Below are 18,995 nucleotides of genomic sequence, written 5' to 3' on the forward strand. Positions count from 1 at the left end.
CCCACCGCCACCGGGCGCGTACCGTCTGATCCTCACCGCCACCGGGCGCGTACCGTCTGATCCTCACCGCCACCGGGCGCGTACCGCCGCCGGCTGACCGCGCCGCCGGCTGACCGCCACCTCGGGCGGTCCCGTCACCTGACCGGACCTCTGTCGCCGGTCGGCGTACACCGACATCCACCTGTCCCGGCGCGGTTCGGCACGCTCCCCGTTTGAGCGATCGCTCAACTACGCCTATGCTCCGTTTTAAGCGTTCGCTCAAACGGGGAGGCGTCATGTCTGTACCGGACCAACCACCACCACGCCGGACCACCGCCAACTGGGTGCTGGCCGGGCTGATCGGTCTCTTCGGGCTGGTGGTCTTCACGGTGGCGGTCCGCAGCGGGCGGGCCGACAGCGCCCTGCTGTTCGTGGCGCTGCCGGTGATCCTCGCGGTGGCGCTGGCCCTCACCCCCGGCCGGACGGCACACGGCCGGGTCTTCGTGGTCACCACGATCGCCCTGCTCCTGGCTGCGGTGGCGCTGCACGAGGGTGCCGTCTGCGTCGTCCTGGCCGCCCCGCTGGTGTACGCGGTGGCACACGGCACCACCGCACTGATCCGCGCCCTGCGTGACGCCTCGCGGCCGTACGCGGTCCTCGCCGTGCCGCTGCTGCTCCTGCCCGGTCTGGAGGGCAGCGGCGTCGGACCCCGGCTGGCCCCGGAGCAGACGGTCGAGGCGGTCCGGGTGGTCGCGCTACCCGTCGACCGGGTCACCGAGCGACTCGCGGCCGGCCCCCGACCCGTCCCGGTCCGCTCGGTACCGCTGCGGCTGCTGGGTGCCCCCACTCCCGGCCAGGTCAGCGGCGACGGCCTGGCCGTTGGCGACCGCTGGATGTTCGGCTACCACGGCAGCACGCACGGACCGGGCGGCCATCTGCTCGCCGAGGTCGAGAGCGTCCGGCCCGGGCAGGTGACGTTCCGCTTCGTCGAGGACACCTCGATCACGGCACGCTGGTTCACCTGGCGGCACGCGGACCTGCGCTGGCAGGCCGTCGACGCCGGGCACACCGAGGTCCGGATCAGGGTGGACTACCGACGCGGTCTCGACCCGTCCTGGTACTTCGGGCCGGTGCAGCACCTTCTGCTCAGCGAAGGGGTCGGGCACCTGCTGGACATGACGACGCTGCGATGACCACCGCCCGGTACCTCAGTCTGGCGCTCCCCCTGCTGGCCGTACTCGCCGCCGCCCGGCTGGAACGGCACCGCGCGGCGCGGGCTGCGGCACTGCTTGCCTTCGTCGCCAGCGCCGTCGGCATCGCCGCGCTCGACGAGGTGGCCCGGCACACCGGTTGGTACAGCTTCGCCCCGGTACGCGGCGCGTACCGGGGGCTGCCGGTGGACCTGTGGATCGGCTGGGCCGCCCTGTGGGGTCCGCTACCGGTGCTGCTCCGGAAGGTTCTTCCACTCCCACTGGCGCTGGGCCTGCTGCTCTGGGTCGACGCGGTGGCCCTGCCCGCCCTGCACCCACTGGTCCGGCTCGGCCCGCACTGGCTCGTCGGGGAGGCGGTCGGGTTGCTCGCCGTGGCTCTTCCCGCCCAACTGCTCGGCCGGTACTGCGCGGACCGGCGGCACCTGGGCGTCCGGGTACCGCTCCAGGTCGTCCTCTTCACCGCCCTGCTGCTCTGGTTCGTGCCGACCCTGGCCTTCGAGGTCGGTGGCGGTTCCTGGGTCGGGCTCACCGAACTGCCCGCGTCCCGGCTGCTGCTCGTCGGGCAGGTCGCCCTGCTGGTGGCGACCCCGGCACTCGCTGCCGTACGTGAGTTCGCGGTCCGGGGCGGCGGCACCCCGTACCCGTGGGATCCGCCCCGCCGGCTGGTCACCACCGGGCCGTACGCGTATCTGGCCAACCCGATGCAGTGCGGCGCGATCGCCCTGATGCTGTTCACCGCGGCGGTGACCCGGAGCCTGGCGCTCGTCGCCGCAGGCGTGACGGCGGTCGCCTTCGCCGCTGCGGTGGCCGGGCCGCACGAGGGGTACGACCTCGCCGGGCGGTACCCGGAGAACTGGCGGGCCTACCGGCGACAGGTCCGGAGCTGGTGGCCACGCTGGCGGCCGTACCTCCCGGGTCCGGCTGCGGTCCTCTGGCTCGACGACGACTGCGGGCCGTGCGCGGCGGTCTGGCGTTTCCTGGCCCGCCGGCATCCGGCGGGCCTCGCCATCCGACCCGCCCGGACCCACGGGCAAGGGCTGAGGCGGGCGGAGTACGTGGGCGGCGACGGTCACCGGGAACAGGGGGTGGCCGCCGTCGCCCGCGCACTCGAACACGTCACCCTCGGCTGGGCACTGGTCGGCTGGACCCTCCGGCTGCCCGGCGTCGCCTGGCTCGCGCAACTGGTGACCGATGCGATGATCGCATCGCCGCACCCGGCCGGTACGCGAGGAGAGGGATGTCCGACACCAAGCAACGTCTCCTGGACGGTGCCATCGCCGCGATCCGGGAGCACGGCATCGCCGGGGTCTCCGCCCGTACCATCGCCGCCGCCGCCGGGGTGAACCAGGCGCTGGTCTTCTACCACTACGGCAGCGTGGACGACCTGCTGACGGCCGCCTGCCGGGCGAGTACTGCGGAGCGGGTCGGGCACTGGTCGGCACGGTTGGCCGCCGTCGGATCGTTGCGTGAGCTGCTCGCCGTCGGACGCGCCCTGCACGAGCAGGAGCGGGACCTGGGCAACGTCTCCTTTCTCGCCCAGATGCTCGCCGGGGCGCAGGCCGACGAGCGGCTGGCCGCCCCGACGGCCGACGCGCTCCAACTCTGGGTGGACGAGATCGAGGCCGTCCTGGACCGGCTGCTCGCCGGCTCGCCGTTCGCCGAGATCGCGGACGTACCCGGGCTGGCCCGCGCCGTGTCGGCCGCGTTCATCGGTCTGGAACTCTACGACGGGGTGGACCGGGTGGCGGCCGGGCGGGCGATGTCCGCGCTCGACCAGCTTGCCGTACTCATCGAGATCGTGGACGACCTGGGGCCGGTCGCCCGGCGGGCTCTCCGGTCGAAGGTCACCCGGGCGGTCCGGCGCGCCTGACCCAGCTCACCTGTTGACAGGGGGCCCTTCCTCTACCGAATGCGTTAGGAAGGGGCCCTTCCTTACAGGCTGTCGCCGACCTCGGTGAGCTGGGTGGCGGCCACCTCGACGGCTGCCGTGTAGTGCCGCAACCAGGACCGGATCCCGTCGGGGGTACCGGTGGCGAAGGCACCGGCCGCGCCGACGTACTCCGGTTCCCGATCCTGGTGGCCGACTTCGACGGCGAGCAGGCCACGCGGGTCCAGGCCGGTGGACATGAGGGTGAGCCGGGCGGCGGCCCGGGCCACGATCCCGGACGGCCCGGCGAACGGCCGCAGCGCCAGCAGTTCGCCGTGTACCACGGCGGCCAGTACCAACGGGGGGACCCGGGTGCCGCCGGCGACCAGGGCGGCGAGGCCGTCGAGGCGGGTACCGACGACCGGGTCGGCGGTCGGACGGCCCAGCGCGTCGGCGGGTACGACATCCCGGGCGGCCAGCACGTGCAGTTTGGCGAGGGCCTGTCGGGGCGCCTTCGGCCACAGGTCGGTCAGCCCGGGGAGCGCCCCGGCGACCCGCAGCGCACCCTGGAGCACCGGGTCGGTGACGGTGCCGGCCCGGACGGCCTCCCGGTCGTGGGGGTACCCCTCCAGCGCGGCGCTCGCCACTGCGGAGCGCAGGCTCAGCTCGGCGGCGACCTGGCCGCCCTGCCGGCGCAGCGCGCGGTGGCGGAGGGCCTGGTCGACCCGGTCCCGGGCGTGTTCCACAGCGGGTGCGATGTCGGCGAGCGCGAGCAGCGGGGCGAGCGGGTCGGTCGTCACGGTGCCACGCTAGCGACCCCGGCCCGGCCCCGGGACGGGCCGGCCACAAACGCGACCACCGACACGCGTCACCCGACCGGAGGACCGGGGTCGGCGACGTGAGCTGCGCCACCCGACGGTCGTGGTCACTGTCCGGGACGTCCGCGCACCCGGTTGCGCAGCACGACGGGTCGTCGCGCAGGCCGGCTGCGCAACCGGCGGGTCGTCGCGCACCCGGCCTGCGCATGGTCGCCTTCCGGCGCGCCTCGGCGCCCGTTCGGCGCGCCGGTTCGGGTACACCGGTCGCCGCAGGGTGGCACTCCCCGTAACCTCTCACCCCAGGAACGAGATGCAGGTCACGCGAGGCACGAGGAGTTGCGCATGATCACGACCCCGGGGGCGACGGCATGAGCGAAACGCTGGAGAACCTGCTGAAGGAGACCCGTCAGTTCCCGCCGCCGGCCGCGCTCGCCGCCGAGGCCAACGTCAAGGCCGACGCGTACGCCGAGGCGGACGCCGACCGGCTCGCCTTCTGGGAGCGGCAGGCCCGGCGGCTGGCCTGGGCCCAGGACTGGGAGCAGGTGCTGGACTGGTCGAACCCGCCGTTCGCGAAGTGGTTCGTCGGCGGCCGGCTCAACGTGGCCTACAACTGCCTGGACCGGCACGTCGAGGCGGGTCTCGGGGACCGGGTGGCCATCCACTGGGAGGGCGAGCCCGGGGACACCCGCACCATCACGTACGCCGATCTGCACCGGATGACCTGCCAGGCGGCGAACGCGCTGACCGGGCTGGGGGTGACCGCCGGGGACCGGGTGGCGATCTACCTGCCGATGATCCCGGAGGCCGCGGTCGCCATGCTGGCCTGTGCCCGGATCGGCGCGACCCACAGCGTGGTCTTCGGCGGGTTCTCCGCCGACGCCCTGAGCAGCCGGATCGCCGACGCCAGCGCCAAGGTGGTGATCACCGCCGACGGCGGGTTCCGGCGGGGCAAGCCGTCGGCGTTGAAGCCGACCGTGGACGAGGCGGTGTCCCGCTCCGGCTCGGTGGAGCACGTCCTGGTGGTCCGTCGGACCGGCGAGGAGGTCGCCTGGTCGGACCGGGACCACTGGTGGCACGAGACGGTGGAGCAGGCGTCGCCGGAACACACCGCGGAGCCGTTCGACGCCGAGCACCCGCTGTTCATCCTCTACACCAGTGGCACCACCGCGAAGCCGAAGGGCATCCTGCACACCACCGGTGGCTACCTGACCCAGACGGCGTACACCGCGCACGCGGTCTTCGACCTGAAGCCGGAGACGGACGTCTACTGGTGCACCGCCGACATCGGCTGGGTGACCGGGCACTCGTACATCGTGTACGGCCCGTTGGCCAACGGTGCCACCCAGGTGATGTACGAGGGCACCCCGGACACCCCGCACAAGGGCCGGGTGTGGGAGATCGTCGACAGGTACGGGGTGACGATCCTCTACACCGCGCCGACCCTGATCCGCACCATGATGAAGTGGGGCGAGGACATCCCGGCCGGGTTCGACCTCTCCTCGCTGCGCCTGCTGGGCAGCGTCGGTGAGCCGATCAACCCCGAGGCGTGGATGTGGTACAGGCAGCACGTCGGCCGGGGTGAACTGCCCATCGTGGACACCTGGTGGCAGACCGAGACCGGCGCCATCATGATCTCGCCGTTGCCCGGGGTGACCGCGACGAAGCCGGGCAGCGCGATGACGCCGCTGCCGGGGATCAGCGCGGACGTGGTGGACGACCAGGGCCAGTCGGTGCCGAACGGTGGTGGTGGCTACCTGGTGCTGCGCGAGCCGTGGCCGTCCATGTTGCGCACCATCTGGGGTGACGACAACCGCTTCGTCGAGACGTACTGGTCGCGTTTCGACGGCATGTACTTCGCCGGTGACGGGGCGAAGAAGGACGCCGACGGGCACGTGTGGCTGCTGGGTCGGGTCGACGACGTGATGCTGGTGTCCGGGCACAACATCTCCACCACCGAGGTCGAGTCGGCGCTGGTGTCGCACCCGTCGGTGGCCGAGGCGGCGGTGGTGGGCGCGACCGATCCGACGACCGGGCAGGCGATCGTGGCGTTCGCCATTCCGCGCGGTACCGCCGACGTCTCCGGGGACGCCGGGGAGGCGCTCATCGCCGACCTGCGCAACCACGTGGCGAAGACCCTCGGCCCGATCGCGAAGCCACGGCAGATCATGCTGGTCGCCGAGTTGCCGAAGACCCGGTCCGGCAAGATCATGCGGCGGTTGCTGCGGGACGTCGCGGAGAACCGGTCGCTCGGCGACGTGACGACGCTCCAGGACTCCTCGGTGATGGAGCTGATCTCGTCGGGGATGAAGGGCGGCAAGTCCGAGGACGAGTGACGCCGGGGCCCGGCAACGTCACGGTGGGTGGTGGCCCGTTCGGGCCACCACCCACCGTCGTTTTCGCACCTCGCCCCGGCGACCGGACACATGCGACGGATTTCGTCGTGGTTGCCGTTGCGCCCGACGGCATCCATCGTCCGAATCGCGGTTGACGACGATGTGAGCGTGTCGCACTCCGCTCGGATGATCCCGGACCGGCCGGTCGGCTGAACCATTGACGTATCTCTTGCTGTAGGGCGATCCGCTGATTATGTTCGCGCGAGTCGGACCTGACACCCTGCCCTGATCCGGGCGGGAACGATGTCCGACCGCCCTCTCCCCCATGCCCGACGAATTGGAGCGGCATGCAACCTCTCAATGCCCGTAACGGGCGGCGGCGACGCCTACTCGTCGCCCTGCCCGCGATCGCGCTCGCGGCCACGACACTCACCGTGACGCCCGGCGCCAGTGCGGTATCCGCCCGCCCCGTCCCTGCCACGATCGGTGCGGACGAGTTCTACATCAACTACAGCGAGCCTGCGGTCCAACCGGACTCGCAGGGTCGTGAGGTCAAGGGCAAGGGTGGGATCCACGCCCCGGTGCTCGACGAGGCCCGGGCGTACGACCGCAAGTTCGCCGGGGGCAACCCGGTGACCGCACGCGAGCTGGCCAAGATCGAGGCCAAGGCGATCCGGACCAAGCAGAGCCCTCGCAAGATCAAGAGGGCCACGACCACCCAGACCGCCAAGTTGCTGACCCTGCTCGTGGAGTTCAACGACACGGCCAACGACGACTTCACCAACGTCATGGTGCCGCAGACGGTCTTCGGCGACCGGACCTGCGTGCCGGGCACCGTGCAGAACGGCCCGCTGCACAACAACATCCCGAACCCGGCCAACCTGGCCAACGAGGACAACAACTCGATGTGGGTGCCGGACTTCTCGCCCGCGCACTACAACAAGATGCTGTACTCGAAGACCGGCATCACCGAGCGGGTCCGCCCGGACCTGACCGGGCCGGACGGCAAGCCGGGCGTCAGCCTGGCCGGCCGGACCATGCGCAACATGTACCTGGAGATGTCCAAGGGCGCCTACACGGTGGCCGGCCAGGCCAGCCCGTGGATCAAGCTGCCCCACTCCGAGGGCTGGTACGCCGCCTCCCGCTGCACCCAGGACGAGAACGGCAACTGGGTCGCCGGCCGGATGCAGTCGATGAACGGTCACCCGGACAACCCGCTCGGCGCGGGCCGGCTGGCGACCGACGCGGTCGAGGCGCTCGCCGCGATGGACCCGAGCTTCCCCTGGGCCGACTACGACATCGAGGACCAGGGCGACCGCGACGGTGACGGCAACTTCTTCGAGCCGGACGGCGTGATCGACCACCTGGTGCTGGTGCACGCCGGCCAGGGCAAGTCCCGGGGCGGTGGCGCCGAGGGCACCTACGCCATCTGGGCGCACTCGTCCGCAGTGGCCGGTGGCTACGCCATCCCCGGTACGGACCTGAAGATCTCGAACTACATCGTGCAGCCGGAGGACGCGGGCGTCGGTGTCTTCGCCCACGAGTACGGCCACGACCTGGGTCTGCCGGACCTCTACGACACCTCCGGCAACGCCGACTCGGATGTGGACTTCTGGGACCTGATGGCCTCGGGCTCGCACTCCGGTGAGGTCTTCCAGGCCCTGCCGACCCACATGGGTCTGTGGGACAAGTGGGTGCTCGGTTGGGCCGAGCCGCTGACCCTCACGCCGGGTACCGACCCGCGCACGGTGAAGCTGGGTCAGACCTCGCGTACCCCGACCGGCACGCAGGACGGCATCAAGGTCGACCTGCCGGACAAGGTGATCACCCTCGCCGAGCCGCACAGCGGCACCGGCATGTGGTACAGCGGCGCCGACCAGGACTGGGCGGACATCAAGCTGAGCCGGGAGGTCGCCGTCCCGGCCGCCGCCGACGCGAAGTTCTGGATGTGGAACAACTACGTCATCGAGGAGGACTGGGACTACGGCTTCGTCGAGGTCTCGACCGACGGTGGCACCACCTGGACCGAGCAGAAGGTCTACGACGCGGCCGGCAACCTGGTCACCACGAACGACGGCTACGGTGACCCGAACGGCCGGATGGCCGACTTCGGCAACAAGAAGTACGGCCTGACCGGCGACAGCCACGGCTGGCGGCACGACTACGTCGACCTGTCGGCGTACGCGGGCAGCACCGTGCAGGTCCGGCTGCGCCAGGCCACCGACGCCGCATTCCAGGAGAAGGGTTGGTTCGCCGACGACTTCTCGGTCACCGGCGGCGGCGCCACCACCTGGAGCGACGACGTCGAGAACGGCGCCAACGGCTGGGTGCAGACCGGTGGCACCTGGACCGACACCACCGGCCCGGGCTGGCGGGTCGACCCGGGTCGCCAGGTCAAGGCGCACTACTACCTCGCCGAGTGGCGCAACTTCGACGGCTTCGACAAGGGCCTGAAGTACGCCTACGACACGATCTACTCGAACGAGGCGTGGAAGGTCGACCGGATCTCCTACAACGCCCCGGGCATGCTGGTCTGGTACCGGGACACCACCCTCGGTGACATCAACCACGTCACCGCCGGTCTGACCACCCTGCCCAGCTACGGCGCCAAGGGCGGTCTGCTCATCGTGGACTCGCACTTCGACCCGCTGCGCCGTACCGGCGAGGCTGCGGTCAAGGACCCGTCCACGCTGGACAACCTGCCGAGCCGGCCGCAGTCGTCGAACGCCGCGTTCTCGCTGAAGCCCACCTACCCCTTCCGGGAGTGCCTGGAGGCGGCCGGTGAGCCGAACAGCGAGTACTGCACGGACTTCCCGGCCCAGCCGGCGGTCCCGGCGTTCACCGACGCCAAGGGCTGGTACCCGGGTATCGAGATCCGCGACGGTCGGCTCTTCGCCCGGGACAACGACGCCTCGGTGGTCGTCCCGTCCCGGAACGGCGCCCCGTACACCACGCGGGCGGTGAACCCGGACGGTTCCCCGGCCACCGACGCGTACGGCACCGATCTCGGCTTCACCGTCCTGGGCACCGGTAACCCCGGCGACCAGGGCGTGAGCTACGGCGTCAGCCTCACCATCAAGTGGGCGGCCTGGGACAACTCGTACGCCCTGGTGTACGTCACGCCGGCCACCAACTGATGCACCAGCCCGGGTGACCGTCCGGACCGGCACCGGTCCACGGTCACCCGGGTGACCACGCGCAGGCCCGTCGGGAGCAGCCCTCCCGGCGGGCCTGTTGCGTCATAACGACACCGGGCGGGCTGTCGGCAATGCCCCGACAAGTGATCGATGAATGCCACCGGCAGGCGTTGCGTAGCCGATACATCGCGTATGCGTTGATCAGTATCAGACCTGGTCATGGCAACTCCATAGGCCACGCGGTGTGACGCCCGAAAGCACCTCCCAAAAAACTTTGCAACAAATCGACGCAGCCGTCTTCCCACGGGTCCCGGCAGTGTCTAGGTTCACCAATGGCCCCAGAAACAACCTGGGCCTCTTATCCGGACGGCCGACCACCGCTTGATCGTGGTGGCTTCGGCGCCTGTAGAACCGGAGGTTCTTAGTGCGTAAACTCATGGTGGGCCTGCTCACCGTGTCGCTGGCGTCGGGAGTGGGCGTGTCGCTCGCCTCCCCCGTCATCGCGGCACCACCGGCGGACGCGCCGGCGGCGGCCGCCGCCAGCAAGCCCGTCCCCTCTGACGAACTGCCCAACCCGCTTGAGGACAAGCGGCGCGAGCTGCGTCAGAAGGCGGTCAGCGACGTCGTCAGCGGCCGGGTCAAGGCGACCAAGCGCGGTGTCAGCACCGTGGCGAAGGTCGGCGAGACCACCGGTACCGGGGCGAACGGCCAGCGTTCGGCCACGCAGCGGGCCGGCGTCGCCACCGAGGACCAGTACGTCGAGCTCGGCCGCGAGACGACGGACCGGATCTTCGTCATCCTGACCGAGTTCGGCAACGAGCGGCACCCGAGCTACCCGGATCAGGACACCGACCCGAACACCCCGGGTCCGGCCCGGTTCGACGGTCCGCTGCACAACGAGATCCCCGAGCCCAACCGGGCCGTGGACAACTCGACGGTGTGGCAGCCCGACTACTCGGCGGAGTACTTCCAGAACCTGTACTTCGGTGAGGGGACGGGTGTCGAGTCGGTCAAGACCTACTTCGAGGCCCAGTCGTCCGGCCGCTACAGCGTCGACGGCAAGGTCACCGACTGGGTGAAGGTGCGCTACAACGAGGCGCGCTACGGCCGTTCCAACGGCTACCCGTGCGGCTCCAGCACCTGCAACAACGTCTGGCAGCTCGTCCGCGACGCGGCGAACCAGTGGGTCGCCGACCAGCAGGCGCAGGGTCGGACCGACGCGCAGATCGCCGCCGACATGAAGTCGTTCGACCAGTGGGACCGGTACGACCACGACGGCGACGGCAACTTCAACGAGTCGGACGGTTACATCGACCACTTCCAGATCGTCCACTCCGGCGGCGACCAGGCCGACGGTGACCCGTGGCAGGGTGAGGACGCCATCTGGAGCCACCGGTGGTACGCCTTCGGCACCGACATCGGTCGGACCGGCCCGGCGTTCAACCCGCTGGGTGGTACCCAGATCGGCAACACCGGCATCTGGATCGGCGACTACACCGTCCAGCCGGAGAACGGCGGTCTGAGCGTCTTCGTCCACGAGTACGGCCACGACCTGGGCCTGCCGGACGACTACGACACCTCCGGTGGCGGCGACAACAGCGTCGAGCACTGGAGCCTGATGGCGCAGAGCCGGCTCAGCGCCAAGGACGACCAGGGCATCGGCACCCGCCCGGGTGACATCGGCGCCTGGCAGAAGCTCCAGCTCGGTTGGCTGGACTACGAGGTCGTCGTGCCGGCCAAGCAGGACCCGGTCACGCTGGACCTCGGCCCGCAGGAGTACAACTCCAACAAGGCGCAGGCCGCGGTGGTGGTACTCCCGAAGAAGGAGGTCACCAGCGACCTGGGTGCGCCGTTCGCCGGGGAGAAGCAGTACTTCTCCGGCAACGCGGACGACCTCGACAACACGATGACCCGTGAGCTGGACTTCACCGGCAAGACCTCCGCGTCGCTGTCGGCCAAGGTCCGCTACGGCATCGAGGAGGGGTACGACTACCTCTACCTGGAGGCGTCCACCAACGGTGGCACGAGCTGGACCGCCCTGGACGGCACCGTCAACGGCGCCCCGTTCAGCCGGGACGCCAGCGGCACCCCGGCCATCGAGGGCTACACCAACGGCGAGTGGGTCGACCTCAACGTGCCGATGAACGCGGTCGCCGGCCAGAAGGTGCTCTTCCGCTTCCACTACCGCACCGACGGTGGGGTCAGCGAGGGTGGCTTCTTCGCCGACGAGATCACCGTGACGGCGGACGGCGCCACCGTGCTCAGCGACGGTGCCGAGACCGCCGGTGGCTGGACCCTGGACGGCTTCACCGTCAAGGGCGCCAGCGAGACCAACCTGTACGACCACTTCTACATCGCCGGCAACCGGACCTACGTCTCGTACGACAAGTACCTGAAGACCGGTCCGTACTTCTTCGGCTACCAGAACAGCCGGCCGGACTACGTCGACCACTACTCGTACCAGCAGGGTCTGCTCATCTCCTACTGGGACACCTCGCAGGTCGACAACAACACGAACGTGCACCCGGGTGAGGGCCTGAACCTGATCATCGACTCGCGCCCGAAGCCGATCTACAACCTGACCGGCAACCCGTGGCGGGCCCGGATCCAGGTGTACGACGCACCGTTCAGCCTCAAGAAGGCCGACTCGTTCACCCTGCACCTCAACAGCCAGCCGCAGTACATCCGTGGCCAGGCCGCTGCCCCGGTGTTCGACGACACCAAGCAGTACTGGTACCCGGAGCTGCCGAACCACGGCGTGAAGGTCCCGGCCACCGGCACCAAGATCAAGGTGCTGGAGCAGAACGGTACCTCGATCAAGATCCGCATTTCCTGATCGACGATCCGCACGCACGACGCCCGGGGAGCAACCGCTCCCCGGGCGTCGCCCGTTTCCGACCCGGGCACCGGCACGGTGCCGGCCGGCGGGTGACCCGCCGAACGCGGGCGGAACGGACCGCACCCCGGGCACGTCCAACCGGTCATGCAGCTGACCCCCCGGCGGGCCGTCCCGCCCCTGCTCACCCTGGTCGTCGCGGCCATGTTGACGACCGGCTGCGCCGACCGAGAGGCCACCGGTATGCCCGAACCCGACCCGACCCCGTCGGCCGTGACCTCCGGCCCGGCGGACCCACCGACCGCCGCTCCCGTCGCACCCTCCGGACGGGTCACCCCGCCGTCGGTGCCGACCGACCCACCCGGCCGTCGCCCACCGACCGCTCCGCCGAAGAACCCCACCGACACCCGGCCGACCGGCATCGTCGTCGGCCACGTCACCCGGGGCGGTTCCGGCCCCTGCTACGGGGTGGTCACCGACGACGGACAGGAGTACGCCCTGTACGGACCGGAGGCCGGCACGTTCACGACCGGTACCCGGGTCAGGGTGACCACCGCACCACTGCTGCTCCGGATCAGCTGTGGCCGTGGCACCCACGCCGCCATCGTCAAGATGGAACCGGTGGGCTGACCGACCCGACCGCACCGCAGCCGTACGGAACGCCGGACCCCTGATCACGGCCATCGCGCCCGCGACCGGGAAGCGCCCGGGTCCTAGGCTGTGGCACATGACCGAGCAGCACAGCGGCGCCGTCGACGAGTCGTGCGTCCTCGTGGACGGGCCGTGGACCCACCGGTTCGTCGGGGCCAACGGCAGCCGCTTCCACGTCGTCGAGGCGGGTACCGGCCCGATGGTGCTGTTCCTGCACGGCTTTCCCGAGTTCTGGTGGGCCTGGCACGAGATGCTGCCGGCGGTGGCCGACGCCGGGTTCCGCGCCGTCGCGGTCGACCTGCGCGGCTACGGCGCCAGCGACAAACCACCCCGGGGGTACGACGGGTACACCCTCGCCGCCGACATCGCCGGCCTGATCCGGGGGCTGGGTGAACGCTCCGCGACCGTGGTGGGCACCGGGGCGGGTGGCCTGATCGGCTGGACGGCCGCCTCGTTCCACCCGTCGCTGGTCCGTCGGCTCGTGGTGCTCGGCGCACCGCACCCGCTGCGGCTGCGGGCCGGGATCTTCGCCGACCCGCGGGGGCAGTTCGCGGCGGCCACGCCCACCCTGAAGTTCCAGCTACCCCGCTACGAGCACGTCCTCACCAGGGACAACGCCGCGCTGATCGGCCAGGTGCTCCGCCGGTGGGGCGGCCAGCGGTGGGTGGCCAGCGACGCCTTCGAGCCGTACGCGGCCCGGTGCCGGGAGGCGATGCGCATCCCGCAGGCGGCGTTCTGCGCGCTGGAAGGGTACCGCTGGGCGTTCCGCTCGGTGCTGCGCCTGCACGGCTACCGGTTCGTCAAACTGATGCAGAAGCCGCTGGTCACGCCGACCCTGCAACTGCACGGCGCGGAGGACGCCGCCTCGCTGCCCCGTACCGCCCAGGGCTCGGGCCGCTACGTGATCGCCCCGTACGAGTGGCGGTTGCTGGACTCGGTCGGCCACTTCCCGCATGTCGAGGCGCCGGACCTGGTCCTCGGCGAGATCCTGCGCTGGGCGAAGTCCTGACGCCGGCACTGCCGCCGGCCGGTCCCACCGGTCAGACCCGGTGCTCGCGCAGTTCGGAGACCTCGGCGGCCGGCGCCCAGCCCTGGTAGACGCCGAAGTCGAAGACCTCCAGCCCCATCGCCTGGGCGACCGGCCAGCGCCCGCCGGTGTACTCCACCCGCAGCCAGTTCTCGTGCTGGGCGAGCACGATGAACGGTTCCCCCTGCCACAGGCAGGTGGTCCGGACGTACACCAGCTCCTCGACCTCGGCCACCGGCACGACCCGGACGTACCGGCCGGGCCGGACCTCGGTGAAGCCGTCGTCCGGGTCGGAGCGGTAGAGCCGGACCTCGTCGACATCGGGGCTGGCCGGGTACTCCCGTCCCCGCCAGCGGGCCAGGTAGCCGTCTCGGATCACTTCTCGTCCACCCGCCGCCAGGTCGAGGAGTCACTGTCCAGGGTGGCCACCACCCGTTCGGACCCGTCCGCACCGATCCGCCACAGCTGGGCGCCGTGCGGCAGCCGGGCACTGTCCACCTTGAACTCGGCGACCACGTCGCTGCTCTCCCCGGGTGCGAAGCCGTTGCCACGGAACGGCGGGCGCTCGATGACCCACCCCTCCATCGCCCGCATCGCGGCCTCGTTCTGCCCGCCGTAGGGGATCCGGTAGAGGCTCGGCCGGTGCGCCGGCCAGCGGAGGACGTACACCTCCTGGTCGTCCGGCGCGAAGGGCGACCCGGGATAGGCGAGGCCCAGCGCGGAGTGCAGGCGGGCCGGGGTGTTCAGGTGGGCCACCTCGTTGGCCCGGTGCACGAAGCCGGAGATCCGGTCGTACCCCCGCTCCAGGTAGTAGGCGAGTTGGCTCGGCGCGACCGTCTTCTGCATCATCGGCGGCCGACCCGGATCGGTGACGGCCGGCGCGTACGGCGTCCGGGGTGCGGGTACCTCCGTCACGGCCGGCGCCTCGACGGGTTCACCCTCGTCGTCGCCCAGCCCCACCTCGGCGGCCCAGTTGGCCAGCGCGACGATCTGCCCGCCGGGCAGCTTCGCGCCGACCGGGGTACCCGGGTTGACGGCGAACGACCAGCTCTCGTCCGGCCACCGACGGATCAGCTGGACGAACTTGACCTGCACCGTCTCGACCGGCGGGCAGTCCCGGTCGGCGAGCCGTTCCGGTGAGGTGTAGACCACCACGTACGGGTCACCGTCGAGTTGCTCGGTGGCCCAGACGAAACCGTCCTGACCGGGGAGGCTGCCCGGAGCGGCGTCGACCGCCACCGGCAGCAGCACCCGGGCCAGCAGGAGGGTGGAGAGGAAGGTGTCGGTGCTGCCCTCACCGGCCGCCGCGAGCAGGTTCTCCTCGACCTCGTTGGCCGGCTGGAAGTCCGCCGCCGGGGCGGGCTGCGCAGCAGGCAGCGGCTCCGCCGCGACGGGCGCTGCCGGGGCGGGGTCCGCAGGCGACGGCTCGACGGCGCCCGGCCCGGTCGGGAGGGACCCAGCGGAGAACGGCTCGCCGAGGGCCGGATCGGACGGAAACGACTCGCTGAGCGACGGCTCGGCCGGGAACGGCTCACTGGGTGACGGCTCGGGCGGAAACGGCGCAGCGGGGGCCGCCCCGGTTGGGAAGGCACTGTCGACGGAGGGCTCGGCGCTGCGGGACTCGACGACGGTCCCCTCGATGACGATGGGCCGGAAGCCCTGCCCCACCGGCTCGGTCGTCCGGTACGAGGGCATCTCCCGGGCCGGGTCCACCGGCGGTACGGAATCCGGCGGAGTGGCCTGGACCGGAGGTACGTAGCCGTCGAAGAGGTTGACCGGCGGGGCCGGGCTGTCCCGGTCCACGGCGCTCTCCGCCGGGGGCGCCGGTCGGCGGTAGGCCGCAGCGAGCCAGGCAGAGGTCTCCGAGCCGGAGGTGTCCTCCTGCCGCTCCGACGTCGGCGGGCCCATCGACCGTTGGGACGGGTACGGACCCTCCGGCGGCGGAACCTGCCGTTGCGGTGCCGACGCCGAGGGGTACCCGGCCGCCTCGTACCCGGCTGCTTCGTACCCGGCCGCCTGCCGGTCACCCGACAGAGCCGGCGGGGTCGACGACGCGGACACGGCTGGCGGGGCGGGCGGAGCGGATTCGACCGGCCCGGGGACAGCGGCGCTGGCCCGGGCACGGGCGGCACTCTCGACACGCTCCAGTCGGGCCCGGGCCCCCATCGTCCGGCCCGGCAGCCGTACGTCGCCCTTGGCGAGCTGGGTGACGAACCAGGCGGGCAGGTAGCCCTCGATCGGCAGGCCGGGGTTGACCGCCAGCCACCACTCCGGGTTCGGCCAGTCGTGGGCGAGATCGGTGTACGGCACGCGACGGGTGGGACCGGCGTTCTGCGCCAGGCAGGCGCGCACCGCCGCCGGGGAGGTGAAGGCGAGCACATGGGTACGCCCCGCCGTCGTCCAGGTCCCCCAGCCGATCGGGGCGTGCCCGGCCAACGCCTCCGCCGAGACCGGCAGCAGCAGGTCGGTGCGGGAGAGGATCCGGAAGTAGAGCTCCTGGTCGCTGGCGCGCAGGGCGTCCCGCAACGCCGCCTCGACCTCGGTGGCCGGCTCCCATTCGGTCACGGCCACCTCCCCTCCCGCGCACAGGTCATAGCTGTCGCGTACAACCTACAAGGTTGTAACAAGATCACAATGGGAGGCCGACGCCGGGTCTCCGGTACGCGCGACCGGCGATAACATGCGGTTCCGGAGCCGACACGATACGGAGGCGATGGATGCCCCGCGACGCCCGGAGCGGCACCGCCGCGCCCCGGACCGGCCCCGTCGTCCTCCGACGCGGTCTCACGGCCAGCCTGTCCGCCGCTGTCCTCTCCGTCATCTCCGTGGTCGCTCCCGGACCGTTCGGGGTACCGGCCGTCGGCCGCGCCCCGGCCTGCCCGGTGGCAACCGTGACCGCCGAGCCGGTGACCGGCGTCCCCTGGCCGCAGACCCGGTACGCCCCGGAGCGCCTCGGTACCCTCGCCACCGGCGCCGGGGTGACCGTGGCAGTGGTCGACTCCGGGGTCGATCCCCGTCATCCGCAGCTACGGGGGCGGGTCCTCGACGGGGTGGACCTGCTCGACCCGGGTGGCGACGGCACCGACGACTGCGCCGGGCACGGCACCGCCGTGGCGAGCATCATCGCTGCGGGCCGACGGCCCGACACCAGCTTCACCGGGCTCGCCCCGGCTGCCCGGATCCTGCCGGTACGGGTCAGCGAACAGCAGGTCATCGAGGGCCGGGAGTCCGGGCGTACCGTCCGTCCGGAGGAGTTCGCCCGGGCCATCCGCTGGGCGGTGGACCACGGCGCGCAGGTGCTCAACCTCTCGGTGGTGCTCTACGCGGACGTACCCGCCGTCCGGAGCGCCATCCGTTACGCCGTCGACCGGGACGTCGTGGTGGTGGCCGCCGCCGGGAACCTGCACGGCGACGGGGACCCCCGCCCGTACCCTGCCGCGTACGCCGGGGTGATCGGGGTCGGAGCGATCACCGCTGACGGCGGTCTCGCCGACTTCTCCCAGGTCGGACCCTACGTCGACGTGGTCGCCCCGGGATCGGACGTGATCGCCGCGGTGCCCGGCAGGGGACACCGGCGTACCGCCGGCACCAGTTACGCCACCCCCTTCGTCGCCGCCACGGCGGCCCTGCTCCGGCAGTACCGACCGGAGCTGACCGCCGGTCAGGTCGCGGACCGGATCGCCGCCACCGCTGACCCGGCCCGGGGCGCCGGACCGGGATCCGGCTACGGCGCCGGTGTGCTGAACCCGTACCGGGCGGTCAGCGAGACCCCGCCGGGCCGACCGGTCACCCCGACGGTGCTGTCCGGCGACGACCCGGCCGGACCCGGGCTGGCGGCCCGGGAGGTGCGCCGGTCGGCGGCCCGGGACCGGGCGCTGCTGGTCGCCGGGTCGGTATCCGCCGTGGTCGTACTGGCCGTGCTGCTGGCGCTGGTGCTGCCCCGGGGAACGCGCCGGGGCTGGCGCCCCGCCGACCCGGACTGATCCGGTCGGCGGTCAGGCGCCACCGCCGGCACCTCACTGGAACAGGTTGACGTTCCGTTTCTCGGTGTGCAGGTAGTCGGCCGCCGACTCGTCGACCGCCAACTTGATGTCCCGCAGCATGACCTGGAGGTCCTGCGAGGCCGACCGCCACTTCGCCTGCCGCTGCTCGTACGCCTGCCGGGCCTCCCCCTCCCAACTGGCGACCAGCGGCGCGGCATCCCGCTCAAGCTGGCCGAGCTGGGTGTGCAGACTGTTCAACGCCTTCTGGATGTCCGCGCTGGCCTGCTGCAACGCGGAGAAACTGACGACCAGCATCCCGTCGTGCATCCGAACCTCCTCCTGTCCGTCCGTACCGGGTCAGAGCGGCAGCTGGATGCCGCCACGGTTGGTGTGCGCGACCCGACTGGCCGCCTCGGCATCGGATGCCGTGTACTGCCGGCCGGCGGTCCGCAACGCGCCGGCCGTCTCCCGCAGCGCCCGCTGGATCGCCGCCTGGTCCTGCGACCACTGCTGCTTGACCTGCTCGAACGACCGGCCGCCGGCGCCCCGCCAGGCCTGCTGGAGCACCTCCAACTCGGCCATGAGGCTGCTCAGCATGCTCTGCAACGCCTCGTCGACCTGCTCGAACCGCGCTGCGGTCTGCTGCATCACCGCAGCCTCTGCCTGCGTCTGGGACACCCGGAGGTCACCTCGTCTCCTCGGTCGCGTCGGGCGTGCGGCATGGTCCACAGTGTGCTGGCCGGACCGGACGACGTACCGCGTCCACCACGACGTGCGATCAACTCGATCGCTGACGGTAGCCGGGTTGTCGCTCTCCTGCCACCCCGCCGCGTCCCCTGTGGACAACTGTCGACTCAGGCGGGTCGGACCGGTTTCCGCGCCACCGCCGGGTCGAGCGCCCCGCCGGCCGGCACCAGGGCCACCACGCCGGCCGGCAGCCGCAGCGGGCGGGCCGTCCGGTAGCCGAGCATGCCGAGCACCGCCGCGTCGGTCACCGCGTACCGCCGGCCCAGATCGGTGACCACGGAGACCGCACCTCCGGCCGCACCCGGGGCCGCCACCGCCTCCACCACCGCTCCCTGTCCCGGCTCGACCAACACCTGGTCGGCGAGGACCGGCCCGTCCGGCGCTCCGGTCGCCGCCCGTCCCGCCC

Annotated in this window: 15 protein-coding genes; 9 read left to right on the plus strand and 6 right to left on the minus strand. The window is 71.7% G+C overall.

The features are described 5' to 3' along the window. Positions 1 to 275 precede the first annotated feature (275 nt). Genes GSF22_RS15265 through GSF22_RS15275 form a run of 3 tightly spaced genes read left to right on the plus strand, consistent with a single transcriptional unit; the run spans position 276 to position 3,060 of the window. Positions 276 to 1,172: a hypothetical protein gene (locus GSF22_RS15265; protein ID WP_208814242.1), complete on the plus strand. Its 897-nt coding sequence runs from the start codon at positions 276 to 278 to the stop codon at positions 1,170 to 1,172. Beyond that, the gene (locus GSF22_RS15270; RefSeq protein WP_208814243.1) at positions 1,169 to 2,533 is read left to right on the plus strand and encodes a methyltransferase; all 1,365 of its coding nucleotides are present in this window, start codon (positions 1,169 to 1,171) and stop codon (positions 2,531 to 2,533) included. The genes GSF22_RS15265 and GSF22_RS15270 overlap by 4 nt, the downstream gene beginning before the upstream one ends. Further along, positions 2,428 to 3,060, plus strand: a complete 633-nt coding sequence (locus GSF22_RS15275) for a TetR/AcrR family transcriptional regulator (RefSeq protein ID WP_208814244.1) — start codon at positions 2,428 to 2,430, stop codon at positions 3,058 to 3,060. Before GSF22_RS15270 ends, GSF22_RS15275 begins: the two co-directional genes overlap by 106 nt. Positions 3,061 to 3,122: 62 nt before the next feature. Here GSF22_RS15275 and GSF22_RS15280 read toward each other — a convergent pair whose 3' ends face one another. Next, positions 3,123 to 3,857, minus strand: a complete 735-nt coding sequence (locus GSF22_RS15280) for an oxidoreductase (RefSeq protein WP_208814245.1) — start codon at positions 3,855 to 3,857, stop codon at positions 3,123 to 3,125. A 386-nt stretch (positions 3,858 to 4,243) separates the two neighbouring features. Between GSF22_RS15280 and acs the strand changes: the two genes are divergently transcribed. From acs to GSF22_RS15305, 5 genes are all read left to right on the plus strand, one after another. Continuing rightward, positions 4,244 to 6,208, plus strand: coding sequence for an acetate--CoA ligase (gene acs / locus GSF22_RS15285; protein ID WP_208814246.1), 1,965 nt, complete (start codon positions 4,244 to 4,246; stop codon positions 6,206 to 6,208). Positions 6,209 to 6,555: 347 nt separating this feature from the next. After that, a complete protein-coding gene (locus GSF22_RS15290; RefSeq protein ID WP_208814247.1) occupies positions 6,556 to 9,345 on the plus strand; it encodes an immune inhibitor A domain-containing protein in 2,790 nt (929 codons plus the stop codon). Positions 9,346 to 9,784: 439 nt separating this feature from the next. Further along, the gene (locus tag GSF22_RS15295; protein WP_208814256.1) at positions 9,785 to 12,181 is read left to right on the plus strand and encodes an immune inhibitor A domain-containing protein; all 2,397 of its coding nucleotides are present in this window, start codon (positions 9,785 to 9,787) and stop codon (positions 12,179 to 12,181) included. A 147-nt stretch (positions 12,182 to 12,328) separates the two neighbouring features. Beyond that, positions 12,329 to 12,811: a hypothetical protein gene (locus GSF22_RS15300; RefSeq protein ID WP_208814248.1), complete on the plus strand. Its 483-nt coding sequence runs from the start codon at positions 12,329 to 12,331 to the stop codon at positions 12,809 to 12,811. Between the two features lie 97 nt (positions 12,812 to 12,908). Beyond that, positions 12,909 to 13,841: an alpha/beta fold hydrolase gene (locus GSF22_RS15305; protein ID WP_208814249.1), complete on the plus strand. Its 933-nt coding sequence runs from the start codon at positions 12,909 to 12,911 to the stop codon at positions 13,839 to 13,841. A gap of 31 nt (positions 13,842 to 13,872) precedes the next feature. Here GSF22_RS15305 and GSF22_RS15310 read toward each other — a convergent pair whose 3' ends face one another. Both GSF22_RS15310 and GSF22_RS15315 read right to left on the minus strand, forming a co-directional pair. Further along, the gene (locus GSF22_RS15310) at positions 13,873 to 14,238 is read right to left on the minus strand and encodes a hypothetical protein (RefSeq protein WP_208814250.1); all 366 of its coding nucleotides are present in this window, start codon (positions 14,236 to 14,238) and stop codon (positions 13,873 to 13,875) included. Then, positions 14,235 to 16,424, minus strand: coding sequence for an SseB family protein (locus GSF22_RS15315; protein WP_208814251.1), 2,190 nt, complete (start codon positions 16,422 to 16,424; stop codon positions 14,235 to 14,237). The genes GSF22_RS15310 and GSF22_RS15315 overlap by 4 nt, the downstream gene beginning before the upstream one ends. A 152-nt stretch (positions 16,425 to 16,576) precedes the next feature. Between GSF22_RS15315 and mycP the strand changes: the two genes are divergently transcribed. Further along, positions 16,577 to 17,842 (plus strand): type VII secretion-associated serine protease mycosin, encoded by a 1,266-nt coding sequence (mycP, locus tag GSF22_RS15320; RefSeq protein ID WP_208814252.1) that lies wholly within the window; start codon positions 16,577 to 16,579, stop codon positions 17,840 to 17,842. A gap of 33 nt (positions 17,843 to 17,875) precedes the next feature. Here the strand turns inward: mycP and GSF22_RS15325 are convergent, their stop codons facing one another. The 3 genes from GSF22_RS15325 to GSF22_RS15335 all read right to left on the minus strand — a co-directional run. After that, the gene (locus GSF22_RS15325; protein ID WP_208814253.1) at positions 17,876 to 18,169 is read right to left on the minus strand and encodes a WXG100 family type VII secretion target; all 294 of its coding nucleotides are present in this window, start codon (positions 18,167 to 18,169) and stop codon (positions 17,876 to 17,878) included. Between the two features lie 30 nt (positions 18,170 to 18,199). Further along, on the minus strand, positions 18,200 to 18,520 hold the full coding sequence (locus tag GSF22_RS15330) for a WXG100 family type VII secretion target (RefSeq protein WP_208814254.1): 321 nt from the start codon (positions 18,518 to 18,520) through the stop codon (positions 18,200 to 18,202). Between the two features lie 176 nt (positions 18,521 to 18,696). After that, positions 18,697 to 18,995 (minus strand): type VII secretion protein EccB (locus GSF22_RS15335; protein WP_208814255.1); only part of this gene is annotated, 299 nt, incomplete at its 5' end.

Source organism: Micromonospora echinofusca (assembly GCF_017614955.1).
GTDB lineage: Bacteria > Actinomycetota > Actinomycetes > Mycobacteriales > Micromonosporaceae > Micromonospora > Micromonospora echinofusca_A.